At 66.6% G+C, this 18,252-nt stretch carries 17 protein-coding genes; 8 read left to right on the top strand and 9 right to left on the bottom strand.

All coding sequences use genetic code 11. From position 1 onward, the window contains the following. Positions 1–19: 19 nt before the first annotated feature. Positions 20–1,447, top strand: a complete 1,428-nt coding sequence (locus G6N32_RS08890; RefSeq protein ID WP_115319280.1) for a phytoene desaturase family protein — start codon at positions 20–22, stop codon at positions 1,445–1,447. A 50-nt stretch (positions 1,448–1,497) separates the two neighbouring features. On the opposite strand, the gene ilvC is transcribed toward G6N32_RS08890, so the two are convergent. Genes ilvC through G6N32_RS08875 form a run of 3 tightly spaced genes read right to left on the bottom strand, consistent with a single transcriptional unit; the run spans position 1,498 to position 4,923 of the window. Further along, on the bottom strand, positions 1,498–2,499 hold the full coding sequence (gene ilvC / locus G6N32_RS08885) for a ketol-acid reductoisomerase (protein ID WP_172507308.1): 1,002 nt from the start codon (positions 2,497–2,499) through the stop codon (positions 1,498–1,500). A 52-nt stretch (positions 2,500–2,551) separates the two neighbouring features. Further along, a complete protein-coding gene (ilvN, locus tag G6N32_RS08880) occupies positions 2,552–3,064 on the bottom strand; it encodes an acetolactate synthase small subunit (protein ID WP_036339188.1) in 513 nt (170 codons plus the stop codon). After that, positions 3,064–4,923 (bottom strand): acetolactate synthase large subunit, encoded by a 1,860-nt coding sequence (locus G6N32_RS08875; protein WP_115321028.1) that lies wholly within the window; start codon positions 4,921–4,923, stop codon positions 3,064–3,066. The genes ilvN and G6N32_RS08875 overlap by 1 nt, the downstream gene beginning before the upstream one ends. 258 nt (positions 4,924–5,181) lie before the next feature. Between G6N32_RS08875 and G6N32_RS08870 the strand changes: the two genes are divergently transcribed. Continuing rightward, on the top strand, positions 5,182–5,586 hold the full coding sequence (locus G6N32_RS08870) for a PH domain-containing protein (protein ID WP_115321027.1): 405 nt from the start codon (positions 5,182–5,184) through the stop codon (positions 5,584–5,586). Here G6N32_RS08870 and G6N32_RS08865 read toward each other — a convergent pair whose 3' ends face one another. Next, complete coding sequence (locus G6N32_RS08865) at positions 5,587–6,420, bottom strand: DoxX family protein (RefSeq protein WP_178059265.1); 834 nt, start codon at positions 6,418–6,420, stop codon at positions 5,587–5,589. Positions 6,421–6,556: 136 nt separating this feature from the next. Here G6N32_RS08865 and G6N32_RS08860 point away from each other — a divergent pair, with 136 nt between their 5' ends. Together G6N32_RS08860 and G6N32_RS08855 are read left to right on the top strand one after the other, a co-directional pair. After that, entirely contained in the window at positions 6,557–7,687 is a 1,131-nt protein-coding gene (locus G6N32_RS08860; RefSeq protein ID WP_115319277.1) for a PQQ-dependent sugar dehydrogenase, read from the top strand. 126 nt (positions 7,688–7,813) lie between these two features. Then, entirely contained in the window at positions 7,814–9,097 is a 1,284-nt protein-coding gene (locus tag G6N32_RS08855; RefSeq protein ID WP_115319276.1) for a TetR/AcrR family transcriptional regulator, read from the top strand. Here the strand turns inward: G6N32_RS08855 and G6N32_RS08850 are convergent. Genes G6N32_RS08850 through G6N32_RS08835 form a run of 4 tightly spaced genes read right to left on the bottom strand, consistent with a single transcriptional unit; the run spans position 9,084 to position 12,896 of the window. Next, on the bottom strand, positions 9,084–9,554 hold the full coding sequence (locus G6N32_RS08850) for a ribose-5-phosphate isomerase (RefSeq protein WP_115319275.1): 471 nt from the start codon (positions 9,552–9,554) through the stop codon (positions 9,084–9,086). The two genes, G6N32_RS08855 and G6N32_RS08850, sit on opposite strands and share 14 nt — an antisense overlap. Further along, positions 9,551–11,269, bottom strand: a complete 1,719-nt coding sequence (locus G6N32_RS08845) for a dihydroxyacetone kinase family protein (protein ID WP_115319274.1) — start codon at positions 11,267–11,269, stop codon at positions 9,551–9,553. Before G6N32_RS08845 ends, G6N32_RS08850 begins: the two co-directional genes overlap by 4 nt. An 8-nt stretch (positions 11,270–11,277) precedes the next feature. Continuing rightward, positions 11,278–12,045 carry an SDR family NAD(P)-dependent oxidoreductase gene (locus G6N32_RS08840; protein WP_115319273.1) on the bottom strand — a complete coding sequence of 256 codons (768 nt, stop codon included), beginning with the start codon at positions 12,043–12,045 and terminating at the stop codon, positions 11,278–11,280. Between the two features lie 20 nt (positions 12,046–12,065). Continuing rightward, the gene (locus tag G6N32_RS08835) at positions 12,066–12,896 is read right to left on the bottom strand and encodes a sugar phosphate isomerase/epimerase family protein (RefSeq protein WP_115321026.1); all 831 of its coding nucleotides are present in this window, start codon (positions 12,894–12,896) and stop codon (positions 12,066–12,068) included. A 202-nt stretch (positions 12,897–13,098) separates the two neighbouring features. Here G6N32_RS08835 and G6N32_RS08830 point away from each other — a divergent pair, with 202 nt between their 5' ends. The 4 genes from G6N32_RS08830 to G6N32_RS08815 are packed head-to-tail and all read left to right on the top strand — an operon-like array spanning position 13,099 to position 16,971. After that, on the top strand, positions 13,099–14,442 hold the full coding sequence (locus tag G6N32_RS08830) for an MFS transporter (protein ID WP_115321025.1): 1,344 nt from the start codon (positions 13,099–13,101) through the stop codon (positions 14,440–14,442). Continuing rightward, entirely contained in the window at positions 14,442–15,281 is an 840-nt protein-coding gene (locus G6N32_RS08825) for a transketolase (RefSeq protein WP_115319272.1), read from the top strand. Before G6N32_RS08830 ends, G6N32_RS08825 begins: the two co-directional genes overlap by 1 nt. Further along, entirely contained in the window at positions 15,278–16,267 is a 990-nt protein-coding gene (locus G6N32_RS08820; RefSeq protein ID WP_115319271.1) for a transketolase family protein, read from the top strand. Before G6N32_RS08825 ends, G6N32_RS08820 begins: the two co-directional genes overlap by 4 nt. Before the next feature lie 44 nt (positions 16,268–16,311). Next, complete coding sequence (locus tag G6N32_RS08815) at positions 16,312–16,971, top strand: GntR family transcriptional regulator (RefSeq protein ID WP_115319270.1); 660 nt, start codon at positions 16,312–16,314, stop codon at positions 16,969–16,971. Positions 16,972–17,152: 181 nt separating this feature from the next. Here the strand turns inward: G6N32_RS08815 and hypE are convergent, their stop codons facing one another. Next, on the bottom strand, positions 17,153–18,220 hold the full coding sequence (hypE, locus tag G6N32_RS08810; RefSeq protein ID WP_115319269.1) for a hydrogenase expression/formation protein HypE: 1,068 nt from the start codon (positions 18,218–18,220) through the stop codon (positions 17,153–17,155). Between the last annotated feature and the right edge of the window lie 32 nt (positions 18,221–18,252).

Raw genomic sequence — 18,252 nt, 5'->3', positions numbered from 1 at the left:
GGTGCGGTCTACTTAGGCGGTGGACGTGACCGTCGTCGGTAGTGGTCCCAATGGGTTGGCGGCCGCCGTCATCTGCGCGCGCGCCGGGTTGTCCGTGCGCGTCATCGAAGGCCAGCCGACGGTCGGCGGCGGTGCCCGCACCGCGGCCGACCCGGAATATCCCGACATCCGGCATGACGTCTGCTCGGCCGTGCACCCGCTGGCACTGGCCTCGCCGTTCTTCGCCGAGTTCGACCTCCCGGCGCGCGGGGTTCAACTGGTGGTCCCGGAGATCTCGTACGCGAACCCACTGCCGAACCGGCCCGCCGCGATCGCGTATCACTCGCTGCAGCGCACCTGCGCCGAACTCGACGACGGCAACTCATGGCGCCGGCTGTTCGGCCCACTGGCCTCTCACCCCGACGGCGTGCTCGGATTCTTCCTCGGCGACAAACGCTCGCTACCGCCGGATCTCCTCACCACCGTGCGATCGGGGCTGCGGGTACTCGCCCAGGGCAGTCCGGCGTGGGGCGTGCTGCGCGGCGAGGATGCCCGCGCGTTGTTCACCGGCGTTGGCACTCATGCCATTTCGACGATGCCGTCGCCGGTGAACAGTGGCGCCGGGATCATGCTCGGCACGGTGGCGCACACCGCGGGCTGGCCGGTGCCGGTCGGCGGCAGCCAGGTGATCGTCGACGCGATGCTGGCCGATCTGCAGGCCCACGGCGGCGAACTGGTTGTCGGTGAGCCGGTGACCTCACCACCGCCGGGTGTGGTGATCTACGACACCGCGCCGACCGCACTGCTGGACATCTATGGCTCGGCGGTGCCGGGTGCTTACGCAAAGTCCTTGCGGCGCTACAAGTTCGGACCGGGTGTCTGCAAGGTGGACTTCGTACTCTCCGGTGACATCCCCTGGCGTGACGAGCGGATGGCGAACTCCCCCACCATCCACATGGGTGGGACCCGCGCGCAGATGGCCTACGGCGAGAAGGAGATCGCCTCGGGACGGCACGCCGAGTGGCCGATGACATTGGCGGCGCTGCCGCACCTGTCCGACCCGTCGCGGGTCGACTCCGCGGGACGCCGACCGCTGTGGACCTACGCCCATGTTCCGTCTGGCTCCACCGAGGACGTCACCGAGACGGTCATCCGGCTGTTCGAGAACGCCGCGCCCGGCTTCCGGGATCTGGTGCTGGCGTCGCGATGTGTGACCGCGGCGCAGATGCCTGAGCACAACGCGAACTACGTCGGCGGCGACATCATCGTGGGCGGTGCGACGCTGTTCGCAGCGATGGTCGGCCCGACCCTGCGCTGGAATCCGTGGACCACCCCGATCCCCAAGGCGTACCTGAGTTCGTCGGCGACTCCGCCGGGCACCGGCGTACATGGGATGTGCGGCTACTACGCCGCGCGCACGGTGCTCAAGCGCGAATTCGGCCTGCCGCTGCCCTCGCTCGCACCGTAATCGGGCGCGATTTCCGGTGCTGTACCCCGGAAATCGCGCCCGATTCGTAGCTACGCGGTTTCGGTGATCGGCCGGTCGACCCAGCTCATCAGGTCGCGCAGCTTCTTGCCGGTGACCTCGATCGGGTGCTCGGCGTTCTTCTTGCGCAGCGCCTCGAGCTCCTTGTTGCCGCCCTCGACGTTGGCGACCAGGCGCTTGACGAAGCTGCCGTCCTGGATGTCTTTGAGGATGCCGCGCATCCGCTCCTTGGTGTCGGCGTCGATGACGCGCGGGCCGGAGATGTAGCCACCGAACTCTGCGGTGTCGGACACCGAGTAGTTCATCCGGGCAATGCCGCCCTCGTACATCAGGTCGACGATCAGCTTGAGCTCGTGCAGCACCTCGAAGTAGGCCATCTCGGGGGCGTAACCCGCCTCGACCATGACCTCGAAGCCGGCCTTGACGAGTTCCTCGGTGCCACCGCACAACACGGCCTGCTCACCGAAGAGGTCGGTCTCGGTCTCTTCCTTGAAGTCGGTCTTGATGACGCCCGCGCGGGTGCCGCCGATGCCCTTGGCGTAGGACAACGCCAGCGCCTGGCCCTCACCCTTGGGGTCCTGATCGACGGCGATCAGGCAGGGCACACCCTTGCCGTCGACGAACTGCCGGCGCACCAGGTGGCCGGGACCCTTGGGGGCGACCATGCCGATGGTCACGTTGGCCGGCGGCTTGATCAGACCGAAGTGGATGTTCAGGCCGTGGCCGAAGAACAGCGCGTTGCCATCCTCGAGGTTCGGCTCGATGTCATTGGTGAAGATCTCGGCCTGCGCGGTGTCGGGGGCCAGCAACATGATGACGTCGGCCCACTTGGCGACCTCGGCGGGGGTGTCGACCTCGAGGCCCTGCTCGGTGACCTTCTCGCGAGACTTGGAGCCCTCCTTGAGGCCGACCTTGACCTGCACACCCGAGTCGCGCAGGCTCAGCGAGTGCGCGTGGCCCTGGCTGCCGTAACCGATCACACCGACCTTGCGGCCCTGAATGATCGACAGGTCGGCGTCATCGTCGTAGAACATCTCAACTGACACGATTGAACTATCCTTTTCGTTGTTTTCTTCGGTGGGGTCGTTATTTGGCATTCGTCATGCCGCGCGGTCCTCGCGACAGTGACACCACGCCGGACTGCACGATCTCGCGCACGCCATAGGGTTCGAGCACCCGCAGGAACGCCTCGATCTTCTCCTGGGTGCCGGTCGCCTCGATGGTCAGCGACTCGGTGGACACGTCGATCACCTTGGCGCGGAACAGGTTCACCGCCTCGATGACCTGGCCGCGGGTGCCGGCGTCGGCGCGGACCTTGATCAGCGCGAGTTCGCGGTGCACCGAGTTCTCGACGTCCTGCTCGACGATCTTGATCACGTTGATCAGCTTGTTGAGCTGCTTGGTGATCTGCTCGAGCGGCGTCTCCTCCGCGGTGACCACGATCGTCATCCGCGACATGTTCTTCTGCTCGGTGGCTCCGACCGCCAGCGACTCGATGTTGAAGCCACGCCGGGAGAACAGGGCGGCCACGCGGGCCAGCACACCGGGCTTGTCTTCGACCAACACCGAAAGGGTGTGGGTGACAGTGTTTCCCGCCATCAGGCCCGTCCCTCCTCATTGTCGTCGAACAGCGGGCGGATATTGCGCGCCGCCATGATCTCGTCGTTGCCGCAGCCGGCGGCGACCATCGGCCACACCTGGGCGTCGGCCCCGACGATGAAGTCGATCACCACCGGGCGGTCGTTGATGGCCCGGGCCTGGTTGATCACATCGGCGACGTCTTCTTCACGCTCGCACCGCAACCCGACGCACCCGTAGGCCTCGGCCAGCTTGACGAAGTCCGGGATGCGATGGCTGTGGGTGGCCAGATCGGTTTGGCTGTAGCGCTCTTCGTAGAACAGGGTCTGCCACTGACGCACCATGCCCAGGTTGCCGTTGTTGATCAGCGCGACCTTGATCGGCACCCCTTCGACCGCGCAGGTGGCCAGCTCCTGATTGGTCATCTGGAAGCAGCCGTCACCGTCGATCGCCCACACCTCGGCTTCGGGGCGGGCCATCTTGGCGCCCATGGCCGCCGGAACGGCGTAGCCCATGGTGCCCAGACCGCCGGAGTTCAGCCAGGTGCGCGGGTTTTCGTAGGAGATGAACTGCGCGGCCCACATCTGGTGCTGGCCGACGCCCGCGACGTAGATGGCGTCCGGCCCGGCGATCTTGCCCAGCTGGGAGATCACGTATTCCGGGCTGAGGCTGCCGTCGTGCTGCGGGTCGTAGCTCAGCGGGTAGGTCGCCTGGATCCCGTTCAGATACTCCCACCAGTCACCCTGGTTAGCCCGTGGATCCGCGCCGATCTTGCGCAGCGCCTCGATCAGCTCGCTGATCGCCAGCTTGACGTCGCCCACGATCGGCACGTCGGCGTTGCGGTTCTTACCGATCTCGGCCGGGTCGATGTCGACGTGGATCACCTTCGCCTCGGGGGCAAAGGAATCCAGCTTGCCGGTCACCCGGTCGTCGAACCGCGCGCCCAGTGCGATCAGCAGGTCGCTCTTCTGTAGACCGGCCACCGCGGCGACGGTGCCGTGCATGCCCGGCATGCCCAGGTTCTGCTCGTGGCTGTCCGGGAACGCACCGCGCGCCATCAGCGTGGTCACCACCGGGATACCGGTCAGCTCGGCCAGCGTCCGCAGCTCGGCCGTGGCGTCGCCGCGGATCACGCCGCCGCCGACATAGAGCACCGGCTTGCGCGCCGCCGCGATCAGCTTGGCGGCCTCACGGATCTGCCTGCTGTGCGGCTTGGTGTTCGGCTTGTAGCCGGGCAGGTCGATCTGCGGCGGCCAGGAGAACGTGCACTGCCCCTGCAGGATGTCCTTCGGGATGTCAACGAGAACAGCGCCCGGCCGTCCGCTTGACGCGATGTGGAATGCCTCGGCGATCACCCGCGGGATGTCGTCGCCGTTGCGCACCAGGAAATTGTGCTTGGTGATCGGCATCGTGATGCCGGAAATGTCCGCTTCCTGGAAGGCGTCGGTGCCGATCAGCGTCCGTCCGACCTGGCCGGTGATGGCGACCACGGGGATCGAGTCCATCTGTGCGTCGGCCAGTGGGGTGACCAGGTTGGTGGCACCCGGGCCCGAGGTGGCCATCATGACCCCGACCTTGCCGGTGGCGTGGGCATAACCGCTGGCGGCGTGCCCGGCGCCCTGTTCGTGGCGAACCAGCACATGGCGCAGTTTCTGGGAGTCGTAGAGCGGGTCGTAGACCGGCAGCACCGCGCCGCCCGGGATGCCGAAGATCGTCTCGACACCGATCTCCTCCAACGAGCGGACTACCGCCTGGGCGCCCGTGAGCTGCTCCGGGGCGACGCGCTTGGCGGCGGTCGTGCCGTTCTTACCGGCGGAATGTGCTGCGCCTGGGCTGTCGGCGGTGGCCGACGGCTCGGGTGGTCGCGTGGGTGCGCTCACGATGTCGTCCTTTTCGATGCTGTTCATTTCTTCGGGCAAGAAAAAACCCCCGTCAGCTTCGGCGGCTGTACGAGGGTTGCGCGCTGGTGCGTGTGGCTATGCCCGTGTCGGGGCAAGCGCGGCACCAACGCGCTGGCCAATTACTACGAGCATTCCGCCGGTCTTCATAACCTGCGACGGTAGCCTCCGCACTGGTCAGGCGTCAAATCCCGACGCGGGCCCCACGTCGCGCCGCCGGTTGGTGGGATGATGGCGGCCATGGCCTCCCGTCGTGCACCCGATGAATCGACGACCAAACCTGTGGTGATCCGGATGTCGCCGATGGCGCATTTCGCCTCGGGCTTCCTGGCATTGGGCCTGCTGGTGATGATCACCGTGTTCCCCACCTGGGGCGCGGTGTTCATGGTGCTGCCCGTCCTGGCGTCGGTGGCGATCGTGCGGCTGCGCACCGTGGCTGACCGCAACACCCTGACGGCACGCACGTTGTTCGCCAGCCGCACAGTCGGCTGGGATGAGGTGGACGGGCTCGGGTTCGAGCGCACATCGTGGGCACGGGCGCACTTGCGGGACGGTTCGCAGCTGCTGTTGCCCGCGGTGACGTTCACGACGCTGCCGCTGCTGGCGCAGGCCAGCGGCGGGCGGGTGCCCAATCCGTACGAGTGATCAGGCCAGTGGGTTGTTGCCGTGCAGGAACACCCACGCCGCGATGCCGCCACCGATGCCGAGCAGCAACGCGATGAACGATCCGACGAACGGGCGCCTGGCCCAGCCGCGGCCGCCGTCGAATCCGTAGCGACCGGGTCCGACCAGGATCACTGCCGACGTCGCGACGATCAGCACCAGCAGGTACTCGATGCCGTCCGGTCCCAACACGGCGAGGTAGCCGTCCTGGCGCTGTGCCGAGATGATCGTGAGCAAGCTGTTCACCAGGTAGGCGACCCCGCCGGCAGCGGCGATCGGGGTGAAAAGCCCGAGCACCAGCAGCACACCTACCAGGATCTGGGCGCCGGCACCGGCATAGGTGAGCACACTGGCGTGCTGATAGCCGGCATCAGCGAGCGCGGTCTTGAAGCCGTCCAACCCCTGGCCACCCCACCAGCCGAAGGCCTTCTGCAGTCCGTGCCCGATGAACGCCGCACCGATGACGACGCGCAACAGCAACATGCCAAGGTCCTGGGTACCTCGGCGGCCGGCGGCCTTCGCGCGTTCTTCGGCGTCGATGGGCTCGATCTCCATCGGCGTGGCCTGCGAGGGCGTCGGGTCAAGATGCGGCTGCACGTAGGGCAACGGCTCGGGGTCGTGCAACAGGCCGTAGCCGGTTGACGGCGCCGAACCCGGCAGTCCGGACGTGTAGTGCGGAATCGTCGTGGTCTCGAAGTCGCCACCGTAAGTGGCTGAGGGGAGATCGTCCTCCGGGTCGACCAGCTTGGCCGACATCGGCCGGGCCGAGGAATCGTCGGGGCGCTGCCAGTGCGGATCGGGGCCTTGACTCGTCACGGGAGTCAGAGTAAGGCCACCCGGGGTGCAAACCTGGGATTTGTGCGGCGCTTCTAGCGGCCAATATTGCCTGGATTTGGCGTCGTTGCCGGGCCGTCGTGGCGAACATCGGCGCGATATCCGTAACCTGGCGGGCATGCAGGTACGCCGGTCGGTTCGCGGAGTGCTGGCCGGGCTCTGTGCCGTGACGGTCGTTGCCGGGTCGTCGGCGGGCTGCGCGAAGTTCAACAACGACATTTCGCAGCCTTTCACGACTGCTCCGCAGCTGGCCCCGGGCCAATCGTCGACCCCGCCGCCCCCACCGCCGCTGCCGCCCAAGCCCTTCCCCAAGGTCTGCCCCGCGCCCGGCGTCATGCAGGGCTGCCTGGAGAGCACCAGCGGATTGATCATGGGCCCGGACAGCAAGACGGCCCTGGTGGCCGAACGCACCACCGGTGCCGTCAAAGACGTGTCGGTGAGCGCCGAGCCGAAGGTCCGCACCGTCATCCCGGTCGATCCCAGCGGTGACGGCGGGTTGATGGACATCGTGCTGTCCCCCACCTACTCGCAGGACCGGCTGATGTACGCCTACATCAGCACGCCCACCGACAATCGGGTGATCCGGGTTGCCGACGGCGACATCCCGAAGGACATTCTGACCGGGATTCCCAAGGGCGCCACCGGCAATAGCGGATCGTTGATCTTCACCAGCCCGACGACGCTCGTCGTGCAGACCGGCGACGCCGGCAACCCGGCCCTGGCCGCGGATCCGAAGTCGTTGGCCGGCAAGGTCATCCGGCTGGAGCAGCCGACCACCGTCCAACCCGCCCCGCCCACCACCGCGCTGTCCGGCATGGGTCCGGCCGGTGGCATGTGCATCGATCCCACCGACAAGTCGCTCTACATCACTGACCGCTCCGCCGCCGGTGACCGCCTGCAGCGCATCACCCCGGATGCCAAGACCTCCACGGTGTGGACGTGGCCGGACCGTCCCGGCGTCGCGGGCTGCGCCGCATTGGACGGCACGATCCTGGTGAACCTGGTCAACGCCAAGCAGACTGTGGCAGTGCGACTGGCGAAGGGCACCGGGTCGGTGACGGGTGAGCCCGAGGTGGTGCGCCAGGACACGCACGGCCACGCGTGGGCGTTGCAGGTCGCGCCGGACGGAAACATCTGGGGCGCAACGGTCAACCGCACCGCCGGTGACGCCGAAAAGCTCGACGACGTGGTCTTCCCGCTCTTCCCGCAGGGCGGCGGATTCCCGCGCAGCAACGCCGACAACACCTGACGCCGAAACCAAACGCGTCTCTCGGAGCTGGTCGTTTTCGATGCACATCCGCAGGTGGTGGGCCTTTCAGCCAGCCCAGCTCTGGTAGCGTCTACCAAATATTGGGTTCCAGCCGCTGGAGGGGTCATGGGTCGCTCGCGCATGACACCGAACACCGGCACGAGTCACGCCTACGACGACGGCACGCGCCGCACCGAGATCTTGCAGACCGCCGCGTCCATCATCGCAACCTCCGGCCTGCGCACGTCCTTGCAGGATATCGCTGAGGCGGCAGGCATTCTTCCCGGCAGCCTGTACCACCATTTCGATTCCAAAGAAGCGATCCTTGTCGAGTTGCTGCGCCGCTATCACGAGGACCTGGACCGGATCGCCGACGAGGCGCAGGCCCGTCTCAACGATCCCGATTTCCACCCGGCTTTCGACCAGATTGCTGGCCTGTGCAAGGCGATCGCGCGGTGCTCGGTCGCCCACCGCGCGGCGCTGCAGATGTCTTTTTTCGAAGGCCCGAGTTCGAATCACGAGCTGACCGCTCTGGCCGCGCGCAGGCCCACCGCGCTGCTGCAGTCGATGCTGGAAACCCTTCGGGCGGCCCGCTGGAGCGGCTATCTGAGGTCCGATGTGGATCTGGCGATGCTTGCCGGGCGGGCCGTGCAGACGATGCTGCAGATCGGGCTCGACGTGATGCGCGGCAACGCCAGCTCGGACAAGTCCGCAGCGCTACTGTGCCGAATCCTCTTCGAGGGCCTGGCCGCCGGCGCGCCGACCGACGAACAACTGGACGGATCCGCGGCGTTCCAGGCCGCGGACGCGGTCGTCCGATCCTGGACCGACGACGCTGACGCCGACGACAAGGCTGCCCACATACGCGCCGTCGCCAGAACCGAATTCGGCAAGAAGGGCTACGAGGTCACAACCGTCCGGGACATCGCGTCGGCGGCCGGGATGGGCACCGGGACGGTCTATCGATTGATCGGATCCAAGGAGCAGCTGCTCGCGGCGATCATGCAATCGTTCGGCGAGAAGGTCGCGCTGGGGTGGTCGGAGGTGTTGGCGTCGGACTCCTCGAGTGTCGAGAAGTTGGACGCCCTGAGCTGGATCAACACCAACGCGCTGGATCGATTCGCCGACGAGTTCCGGATTCAGCTGGCGTGGATGCGGCAGTCTCCCCCGGACACGCCCAACCCGGGATGGCTGTTCACCAAACGCGTGCGCCAGATGAAAGCCATACTCTCCCAAGGCATCACGTCCGGCGAGATCAGCATCGACAGCCCATCCAACGATCTGCTGGCGCGCTCGGTGATCGGCGTCGGCTGGATTCCCGAGAGCATCCTGCGCGAGGTCGGCACCCGCGCCTCGCTGTTGTGCGTGCGCGACACCTCACTTCGCGGCGTCGTCGTCACGCGGTCGTAGGTTCGTACCCGCGGATCGCCTCGACTTTCTCGGCGGACGCCGACGCCGGATCGAACTCGTAGCTCAGCCATTCCGCGGCCAGGCGACGGGCCAGTTCGACCCCCACCACCCGCTGCCCGAAGCAGAGAACCTGCGCGTCGTTGCTGAGGATCGCGCGTTCCACCGAGAAACTGTCGTGGGCGGTGACGGCACGGACGCCGGGGACCTTGTTGGCGGCGATCGCGACCCCGAGACCGGTTCCGCAGATCAGCAGCGCCCGATCGGCCGCGCCCTCGGCCACCATTCGGGCCGCCATCACCGCGACGTGCGGGTAGGCGGTGTGCTCGTCGGGGCCGACCCCGACGTCGATGACGGACTCCACCCGCGGATGCGATTCGAGGTCGCGGCGCAGGATGTCCTTGTATTGCAGTCCGGCGTCGTCACAACCCACGACGATCCGCAGCGGTCGGCTGTTCATCGCTTCTCCTCGATCAGTTCAGCCACCGTGGTGACACACAGGGCCAGGGATACCGCGCCGGCGTCGGGGGTCCCGAGGCTGCGCTCGGCGAGCGGGCGGGCCCGGCCCACCATGGGTCTGAGTTCGGCGGTCTCTGCAGCAGCCTTCTGCGCCACCTCGGCAGATTGCGACCATGCGGACCGCCAATCTGCTCCTGCTTCGACACTTTCGGCGAACGCGTCGACGAAGGGCCCAAGGGCATCGAGCATGGTCTTGTCTCCGCGAGCGGCCTTGCCCAATGCACCCAGCGCGTCGTACCCGGCCCGCAGCGCCGCAGCGACAGCGGTATCGCCGGGCAGCCCGTGATCTCCGAGGACGCCCGCGGCGGCGTTGAGCGCCGCGCCCCACAACACCCCGGATGTCCCGCCGGCCTTGGCAGCCCAGGCGTCGCCCGCGGCACGAAGCACCGATGCGATTCCCCCCGCCTGGGCTGCCATTGCCCGCGCTGCCTCAGCGGCAGCGGTGGATCCCTTGACCATGCCACGACCATGGTCACCGTCGCCGGCGACGGCATCGATCTTGCCCAACTCGTCCTCGGCATCGACCATCTGCTGAGCTATCGCCGAAAAGCTCTCCGCCACAACGTGACCACCGGCTTGCGATGCCGCGTCCGCGTCGGCAACCGCGACTCGCACCGCGGTCTGCGTGACTTGCGAGCGCCGCTTCCCGGTCTGGGCCGAGACACCGCCTTTGCGGTAGGCGGGGGTATCGGCCGGCGACGTCCACAGCCGTTCGAGTTCCTCGTCGAGCCACATCACGGTCAGCGAGCACCCCGCCATGTCCAGGCTGGTGACCAGTTCGCCGACCTCGGGATGCACGACGGCGTGCCCGGATTCGGCCAACAGCGAGGCCACCGACTTCCACACCACGAACAGCTCCTCATATTTCGTGCGTCCCAGACCGTTGAGGATCACGGCCACCCGCCCCGATGCACCTGCCGGCTTCTCGGCGAGCACGCCGGACACCAGCAGTCGGGCCAATTCGGCGGCCGTCGGCATCTCATGGCTGGCGATGCCCGGCTCACCGTGGATGCCCAAGCCCAGGCCCATGGTGCCGGCCGGGACGGTGAACAGCGGCCGATCCGCTCCCGGCAAAGTGCACCCGTCGAATGCGACGCCGAGGGTGCGGGTTGCGGAGTTGGCCTTGATCGCCACCCGCTCGACCTCATCGAGGTCGGCACCTTCTTCGGAACGCGCTCCAGCGCAACGGAATACCGTGAAGTCGCCGGCGATCCCGCGCCGCTTGGCGAGATCAACGGGGGCCGCGCTGGCGATATCGTCGGTCACGGTGAGAAACCGGGCGTCGATCCCGTCGGCGCGCAGTTGCTCGACGGCGAGTCCGAAGTTCATCACGTCGCCGGCGTAGTTGCCGGTGAGCAGCAGGACACCCGCGTCGCCGTGGGCGGCTCGTGCCACCGACGCCGCCTCCTGTGCCGACGGCGAGGTGAAGATGTTGCCCACCACCGCCCCGTCGGCGAACCCCGGTCCGACCACACCGCAGAACGCCGGGTAGTGACCGGAGCCGCCGCCGACCACCACCGCCACCTTGCCTGGCGGTGTCTCGGTCGCCCGCACGACGCCGCCGGGTACTCCGACCACGTACGACGCATGGATGTCGAGAAAGCCGCCGAGCATGTCCTCGGTGAAGGTGGCCGGGTCGTTGAAGAGGCGTGTCATGTCATCACCTAGTGAATGTGGCTGCCGCCGTTGATATCAACGGTGGTTCCGGTGAGGTAGCTGGCGTCCGCGCTGGACAGGAAGGTGAAGACGGCGGCCACCTCATCGGTGGTCGCGGTGCGGCCGACCGGAATGGCGGCAGCCAACGCCGCCTCCTGCTCATCGGTCGAACCGACCCGGATGTTGGTGTCGACGGCGCCCGGCGTCACGGCATTGACGGTGACGCCCTTGTCGGCGACTTCGCGGGCGAGCGCCTTGGTGAAGCCCAGGATCGCGGCCTTGGCCGAGGAGTAGGGCACCTTGCCGAAGACGCCGCCGCCGCGCTGGGCCGACACCGACGACATGTTCACGATGCGGCCCCAGCCCTGCGCGATCATGTCCGGCAGGAACGCCTTGGTGACCAGGTAGGTGCCGGTCGCATTGACGGCGAACACCTTGTTCCACAGCTCGAGGGTGGTTTCCAGGAACGGCACCGGGGAGGTGATGCCCGCGATGTTGGCCAGCGCGCCGACGGACGGCAGATTGCCCGATGCCACCTCTGCGGCCACCGCGGCGTGCGCGGCCGTCACCGATTCCTCCGAGGTGACGTCCACGGCGTGGCCGAAAGCGGGAACTGCAAACTGGTTTCCGATCTCGGCAGCGACCTTGGCTGACCTCTCGCCGTCCAGGTCGAGGATGACGACGGCCCAGCCTTCACTGGCGTAGCGCTGGGCGACAGTCACTCCGATTCCCTTTTCCGAGGTGGCGCCGGTGATCACTGCGGTCTTCTGGTCCATGAATTCTCCTGGTGTGCTTCTCAGATGAGTTCGGAAATGACTTGGCCCGCAAGGACTGCCGCCGCGGGGCGCTCGTCGTCGCTGACGTCGCGGGTTTCCAGTTCAAGGGCGAAGTGGCCGCTGTAGCCGCTGTCGGCCAGCGCCTTGAGACCGCGGCCGAAATCGACCGCGCCATTGCCCACGGATAGATTGATGTTGCCCGGCAACGCATCTCGGATGTGGACATGGCTGATACGCGCACCGAATCGGTTGGTGAAGTCGACCGGGTCGCCGCCGGACGCGACGATGTGACTGAAATCCATCACGATCCCGACGTCATCACCGAGCCGGTCGTACAGCTTCTGCGCACGGTCGATGTCGAAGCACAGCCGATGAAAGTGCAGGGACTCGGTCCACAACTCGACTCCGCAATCGCGCGCCGTTTCCGCTGCGGCGCGCAACTCGTCGGCAACTCGGCCGAGATCCGCATCGAGACTTGCCCTCGGTTGGTGGCTCAACGCTCCGCACGGCAGCACCAGAGCGCGCGCTCCGGTCACCGCCGCCAGTGCGATGAGCATCTCGAGATGGCGGGACCGTGCCGAGCGTTGCGCGCCATCCACGGCGACGTTCAGATCACCCACGTCGCAGTTGATGGACCGAATCGTCAGGCCGGACCGATTGACAGTCGCGGCAACCTCCTCGACGGCCCCGTCGTCGAGCACGTACGGCACGTGGTCGCACACACCGGGCAGCGCACCGAGGTCGATCTCGGTGAATCCGAGATCAGCGATCGTCGCCAACGCCCGCGGCAGCGCCTGGTGCCGAAAAGTGATGGTGGAACAGCCGAGGCGGCCGTGGAAAGCGGTGCTCATGTCACCTCCAATGCGTGTGATGACGACCACAGTAGCGGTGATGACTGTTAACAGTCAACCACCAACATCTAACAGCTGTTGACTGTTGACAGCGCGGTGTGGGCGTGGTCACACTGGTGATCTGACGCACTGTTGACAGTCAGCAGTGATCTGGAGGGCTGTTCAAGACCAGCTGGAACGAGAGTTTGAAAGGATGACCAGCATGAGCGACGACGCTCTGACAATGCGGGGCCCGGTGAACGGCACACCGGACGCCAAGCGGGTTGCGATCGGCTCCGGAGTGGGAGCCGTCATCGAGACCTATGACTTCATCGGGTTCGGGACGGCCGCCGCGCTGTACTTCGGCCACGCGTTCTTTCCCAACTCCAGCCCGGTGGCCGGCACGCTGGCAGCGTTCGCCACCCTCGGAGTCGGCTTCGCCGCCCGCCCACTCGGCGGGATCATCGGCGGCCACCTCGGCGACCGGCTCGGGCGCAAGCCGGTGCTGGTCGCCTCTCTCATCGTCATGGGGCTGGCCACCTTCGCGATCGGCCTGCTGCCGACCTACGCGGCCGTCGGCGTGCTCGCCCCGGCTCTGCTGGTGGCGGTGCGCATCATCCAGGGTCTGGCATTCGGCGCCGAATGGGGCGGCGCCATCTTGATGAGCTACGAGCACGCACCGTGGAAGCAGAAGGGTCGCTACACCGGCATCGTGCAGGCCGGCTTCCCGGTGGGACTACTGCTGGCCAACCTCGTCTTCCTGGTCAGCGTTCACATCGGCGGCGACTGGGCCTGGCGGGTCCCCTTCCTGGCCAGCATCGTGCTCGTCATAGTGGGGCTCATCATCCGCGCCCGGGTGCCCGAGTCCCCGGTCTTCACCGATGTCAAGGACGAGGGCAAGATCGTCAAGTCCCCGATCACCCAGGTCATCAAGACCGATTGGCGAAACATTCTGCGCGGCATCGGGCTTCGCATCGCCGAGACCGCCGGATACGCAGTGTCGATCACCTACATGATCAGCTACCTGAAGAACGCCCAACTGGCCGACAAGACCGAAACCCTTGTGGCTCTGTGCATCGCTTCCTTCGTCGGCATCTTCGCCACCATGGCATGGGCCCGGCTCACCGACAAAGTCGGACGACGCCCCGTCTACATCTGGGTCTGCGCGTTCGGCATCCCGTTCGGCGTCCTAATGTTCCTGCTGGTCAACACCGGCTTCCTTCTGGTCATCATCGCCACCTTCGTCATCGCATACGGCGTGTGTCAGAACGCGTTGGCCGGCGCTCAGGGTGCCTGGTTCCCCGAGCTGTTCACCGCGAACACACGCGCCTCCGGAGCCTCACTCGCCTACCAGATTTCGGCCATGGTCTCCGGGTTCACCCCTTTCATCACGACGCTGCTCTATGAAGGCTTCGGCTGGATCGGTCCCGCTCTACTGTTCTCCGCCTACGCCGCGATCGGCTTGGTGGCTGCCATCGCCACCCGCGAAACCTGGGGGGCGGCCGAGCGCAGTGCAGCTGAGGCGGCCACCGCCGATGCGTCGGCTCGGCACTCCCTGGCCGCGTGATGACCACCGCTACCCGGGTCGCGCGCGTCAGCGAGGCCGCCTACCGAATACGTCATCACGCCCTCAACATGGGTGAGGCACAAGGCCAGGGTTACGTCGGGCAGGCACTCGGTGCCGCCGACATGCTGGCCGCCGTGTACGCCGACCAACTGAATTACCGGCCGCAAGATCCGCACTGGGATGGCCGGGACCGGTTCTTGTTGTCCACCGGCCACTACGCCATCGGCCTCTACGCCGCACTGGCCGAGGCGGGCATCCTGGACGTCGGCGAACTGGCCACCTACGGCTCGGACGACTCCCGTCTTCCGATGTCCGGAATGGCCAGCTACACACCGGGAATGGAGATCTCGGGAGGGTCGCTCGGACACGGATTGACCGTTGCCGTGGGAATGGCACTGGGCCTGCGCCATCAGGGCAACACCGCCAGGGTGATCAACTTGCTGTCCGACGGCGAGCTCGACGAGGGTTCGACGTGGGAGGCGGCGATGGGCGCTTCTCATCACGGGTTGTCGAATCTAATTGCCACGGTGGACATCAACGCCTTGCAGGCCGACGGTCCCACCGCCGGCGTTCTACGCACCGAACCGGTTGCCGACAAATGGGCCGCCTGCGGCTGGCACGTTCAGCGCGTCGACGGCAACGACGTCGCAGCGCTGTTGACGGCGTTCGATCAGGTCAGCGCCGACACACCATCAGTCATTCTGTGCGACACCAGAATCGGACGGGGCGTTGCGCTCCTCGAGACTCGGGAGAAGGCGCACTTCATGCGGATCGACGCTGACGAATGGCAGATCTGCCGCGATCAGCTGACCGCAGGTTACGAAGGAGTTCCGGCATGACCACCGCGGCACCGCAGAAGTTGAAGACCTCGGCGATGATCGCGTCGTTCGCCGATCCCGGCCAGAAGACGGCGCCGGCACCGTTCGGCCACGCGCTGGTCAAGGCGGCGCAGGCGAATGACCGGATCGTCGGCCTGACTGCCGATCTCGGCAAGTACACCGACATGCACATCTTCGCCAACGAGTTTCCCGACCGCTTCTTCCAGATGGGAATGGCCGAACAGCTGCTGTTCGGCGCGGCGGCGGGGATGGCCGAGACGGGACTGATTCCCTTCGCCTCGACCTACTCGGTGTTCGCCGCGCGCCGGGCCTACGACTTCATCTGCCTCGACATCGCCGAGCCCAATCTCAACGTCAACGTCATCGGCGGTTTGCCAGGACTCACCACCGGATACGGCCCGTCACACCAGGCCACAGAGGACATCGCCATCTTCCGGGGCATGCCGAATCTGACGATCGTCGACCCGTGTGACTCCGTCGACATCGAACAGGCAGTCCCCCAGCTCGCCGAGCATCCCGGCCCTACCTATCTACGGTTGCTGCGCGGCAACGTGCCCACGGTGCTCGACGAATACGACTACCGATTCGAACTCGGCAAGGCCAAGGTGCTCCGGGACGGCGCCGACGTGGTCCTCATCGCCAGTGGCCTGATGACCATGCGGGCGTTGCAGGCCGCCGACCGGCTCGGCGCACACAAGGTCGACGTCGCGGTCGTGCACACCCCGACCATCAAACCTTTCGACGCCGAAACGGTTCTGGCCCAGGTTGATACCGACCGGCTGGTCCTCACCTGCGAGAACCACACCGTCGTCGGCGGCCTGTTCGAAACGGTGGCCTCGGCGGCGGTGCGGCGCGGGTTGAGCAAGCAGATCACTCCGATTGGACTGCCGGACGAGTTCTTGGCGGCCGGCGCGCTCCCCACCCTGCACGATCGGTACGGCCTGTCGACGGACAAGATCGTCGCCACCGTGCTCGACCGGCTGTAGCATTCACTGTTGACAGATATATGTTGACAGCTGGGAGGCGCCTGATGTCCGTCGAACCGACGTCACTGCTGCGCCTGGAGAAGACCAGCTTGCGCGAACAGGCGCTGACTGCATTGCGCCGCGCCATCACCACCGGCCAGCTGACACCGGGTACCCACCTGGTCGAGACGGAACTGTCTGAGGCACTGCAGATCAGCCGCGGAACGCTGCGGGAGGCCATGCGGCAGCTTCAGCAGGAAGGCCTGATCTCCTCCGGCGCGCGCGGCCGGTTGTCGGTGCGCCACCTCGACGCAAAGGAGATTCGCGACATCTTCGGAGTCCGGGCGGCGCTGGAAGCACTGGCCGCCCGCGAGTTGGCCGCGCTACCCGATCGCGACACAGCAGTGGCAGCCCTGCGACATGCGGTCAGCGAGATGGACAAGTGGGCCGCCGCCAATCTGGAAGACCGGATCGAAGCCGATCTGCGCTTCCACCGGACGATGTGTCAGCTGACCGGCAACGAGACGCTGCTGCATCAATGGTCGTCTCTGGAGGGCAGCATCCGGATGTCGATCATGTTCGCCGGCGTCGATCGCGCCATCAAGAACATGAATGCCAAGCGTCACAATGACATTGTCGACGCCATCGAATCGGGCGACGGACAGCGTGCAGCCGATGCGGTCCACGAGCACATGACCGGGGCCGCATCGGTTCTCGTCGCCTAACGGCGATCGAAGAACACCGGTAACGACGTCGGCGACCGGAAGTCTGTCCGCGAATATGCGGATCGTCCCCGTCCGGATCCATCCGCAGATTGGGCAGCCCCGGTGCTGCTAGGCGCGCCGGTGCCCGCCGCTGTGGGCTGACACGCCGTAAGGCATACCCGTGCGCAGTCGAGGATCCCACTCAGCAGATTCTTGGAAGTTGTTCGCCCAGTTCACGTTCGATCACCCGGGTGGTGCCGAAGGGGGTGCGACCCACGACCATGCCCGGGTGATCCTCGACAGCGCGGCCGATAACGACCGCCCCCGCTCCCTCGGGCCGGGATCGCATGGCCGCCAACACGGCATCGCTGTGCGCGGGGTCGACGAAGGCCACCAACTTACCCTCGTTGGCAACCTGTAGCGGATCGAGCCCCAGGAAACTGCATGCCGAGGCAACCGAGTCCGGCACCGGGATGCGCTGCTCGTCGAGTTCGACACCGACACCGGCGGCGCGGGCGATCTCCACGGTCGAGGCGACCAGCCCCCCGCGGGTCGGATCACGCAGGGCGTGTACGACGTTCGGGTCGGGCACCGTCGCCAGCATCGCCGCCACCAACCGGTGCAACGGCGCGCTGTCGGTGACCACCGTCGTCCCGAAGTCGATACCTTCGCGCACACTCATGATCGCCACGCCATGCTCGCCAAGATTGCCGGACACGATCACGTGGTCACCGGGACGGGCTTGCTCAGGCCCAATGCGGACGCCGTCTGGTATCACGCCGACACCGGCGGTATTGATGAAAAGGCCATCCGCACTGCCTCTTCCGACGACCTTGGTATCGCCGGTGACGATGCCCACCCCCGCGCCGGCGGCCGCCTTGCCCATCGTCTGGGCGACGGACCCGAGCACCTCGAGCTCCAAACCCTCCTCGATGATGAACCCGGCGGTCAACCCCAGCGGCTGAGCACCGCTGCACGCGAGATCGTTGATCGTTCCATTGACAGCCAAGTCCCCGATGTTGCCGCCCGGAAAGAACAGCGGGTTGACCACATAGGAATCTGTGGTCAGGGCAATGCGCCCACCGGCAACGGCCAGCACCGCGGAGTCGCGGGACGGGCCACCCGCCGAGCCGAAGGCCGGCAGGAACAGATTCTCGATCAGCTCCTCGGACAGAATGCCGCCGCCGCCATGGCCGAGCACTATCCGCTTGGTCTCCCGTAATGGCAACGGACACAACCAATCCGACGGATCGATCGCCACCGGAACCACCCCCCGGGTCGCTTCGCTCCTGCCCGCCGGAA

It is taken from the genome of Mycolicibacterium aichiense, assembly GCF_010726245.1.
Lineage (GTDB): Bacteria > Actinomycetota > Actinomycetes > Mycobacteriales > Mycobacteriaceae > Mycobacterium > Mycobacterium aichiense.
The sequence above is the reverse complement of the archived record's forward strand: the minus strand, read 5'-3'. Positions and strand labels throughout refer to the sequence as shown.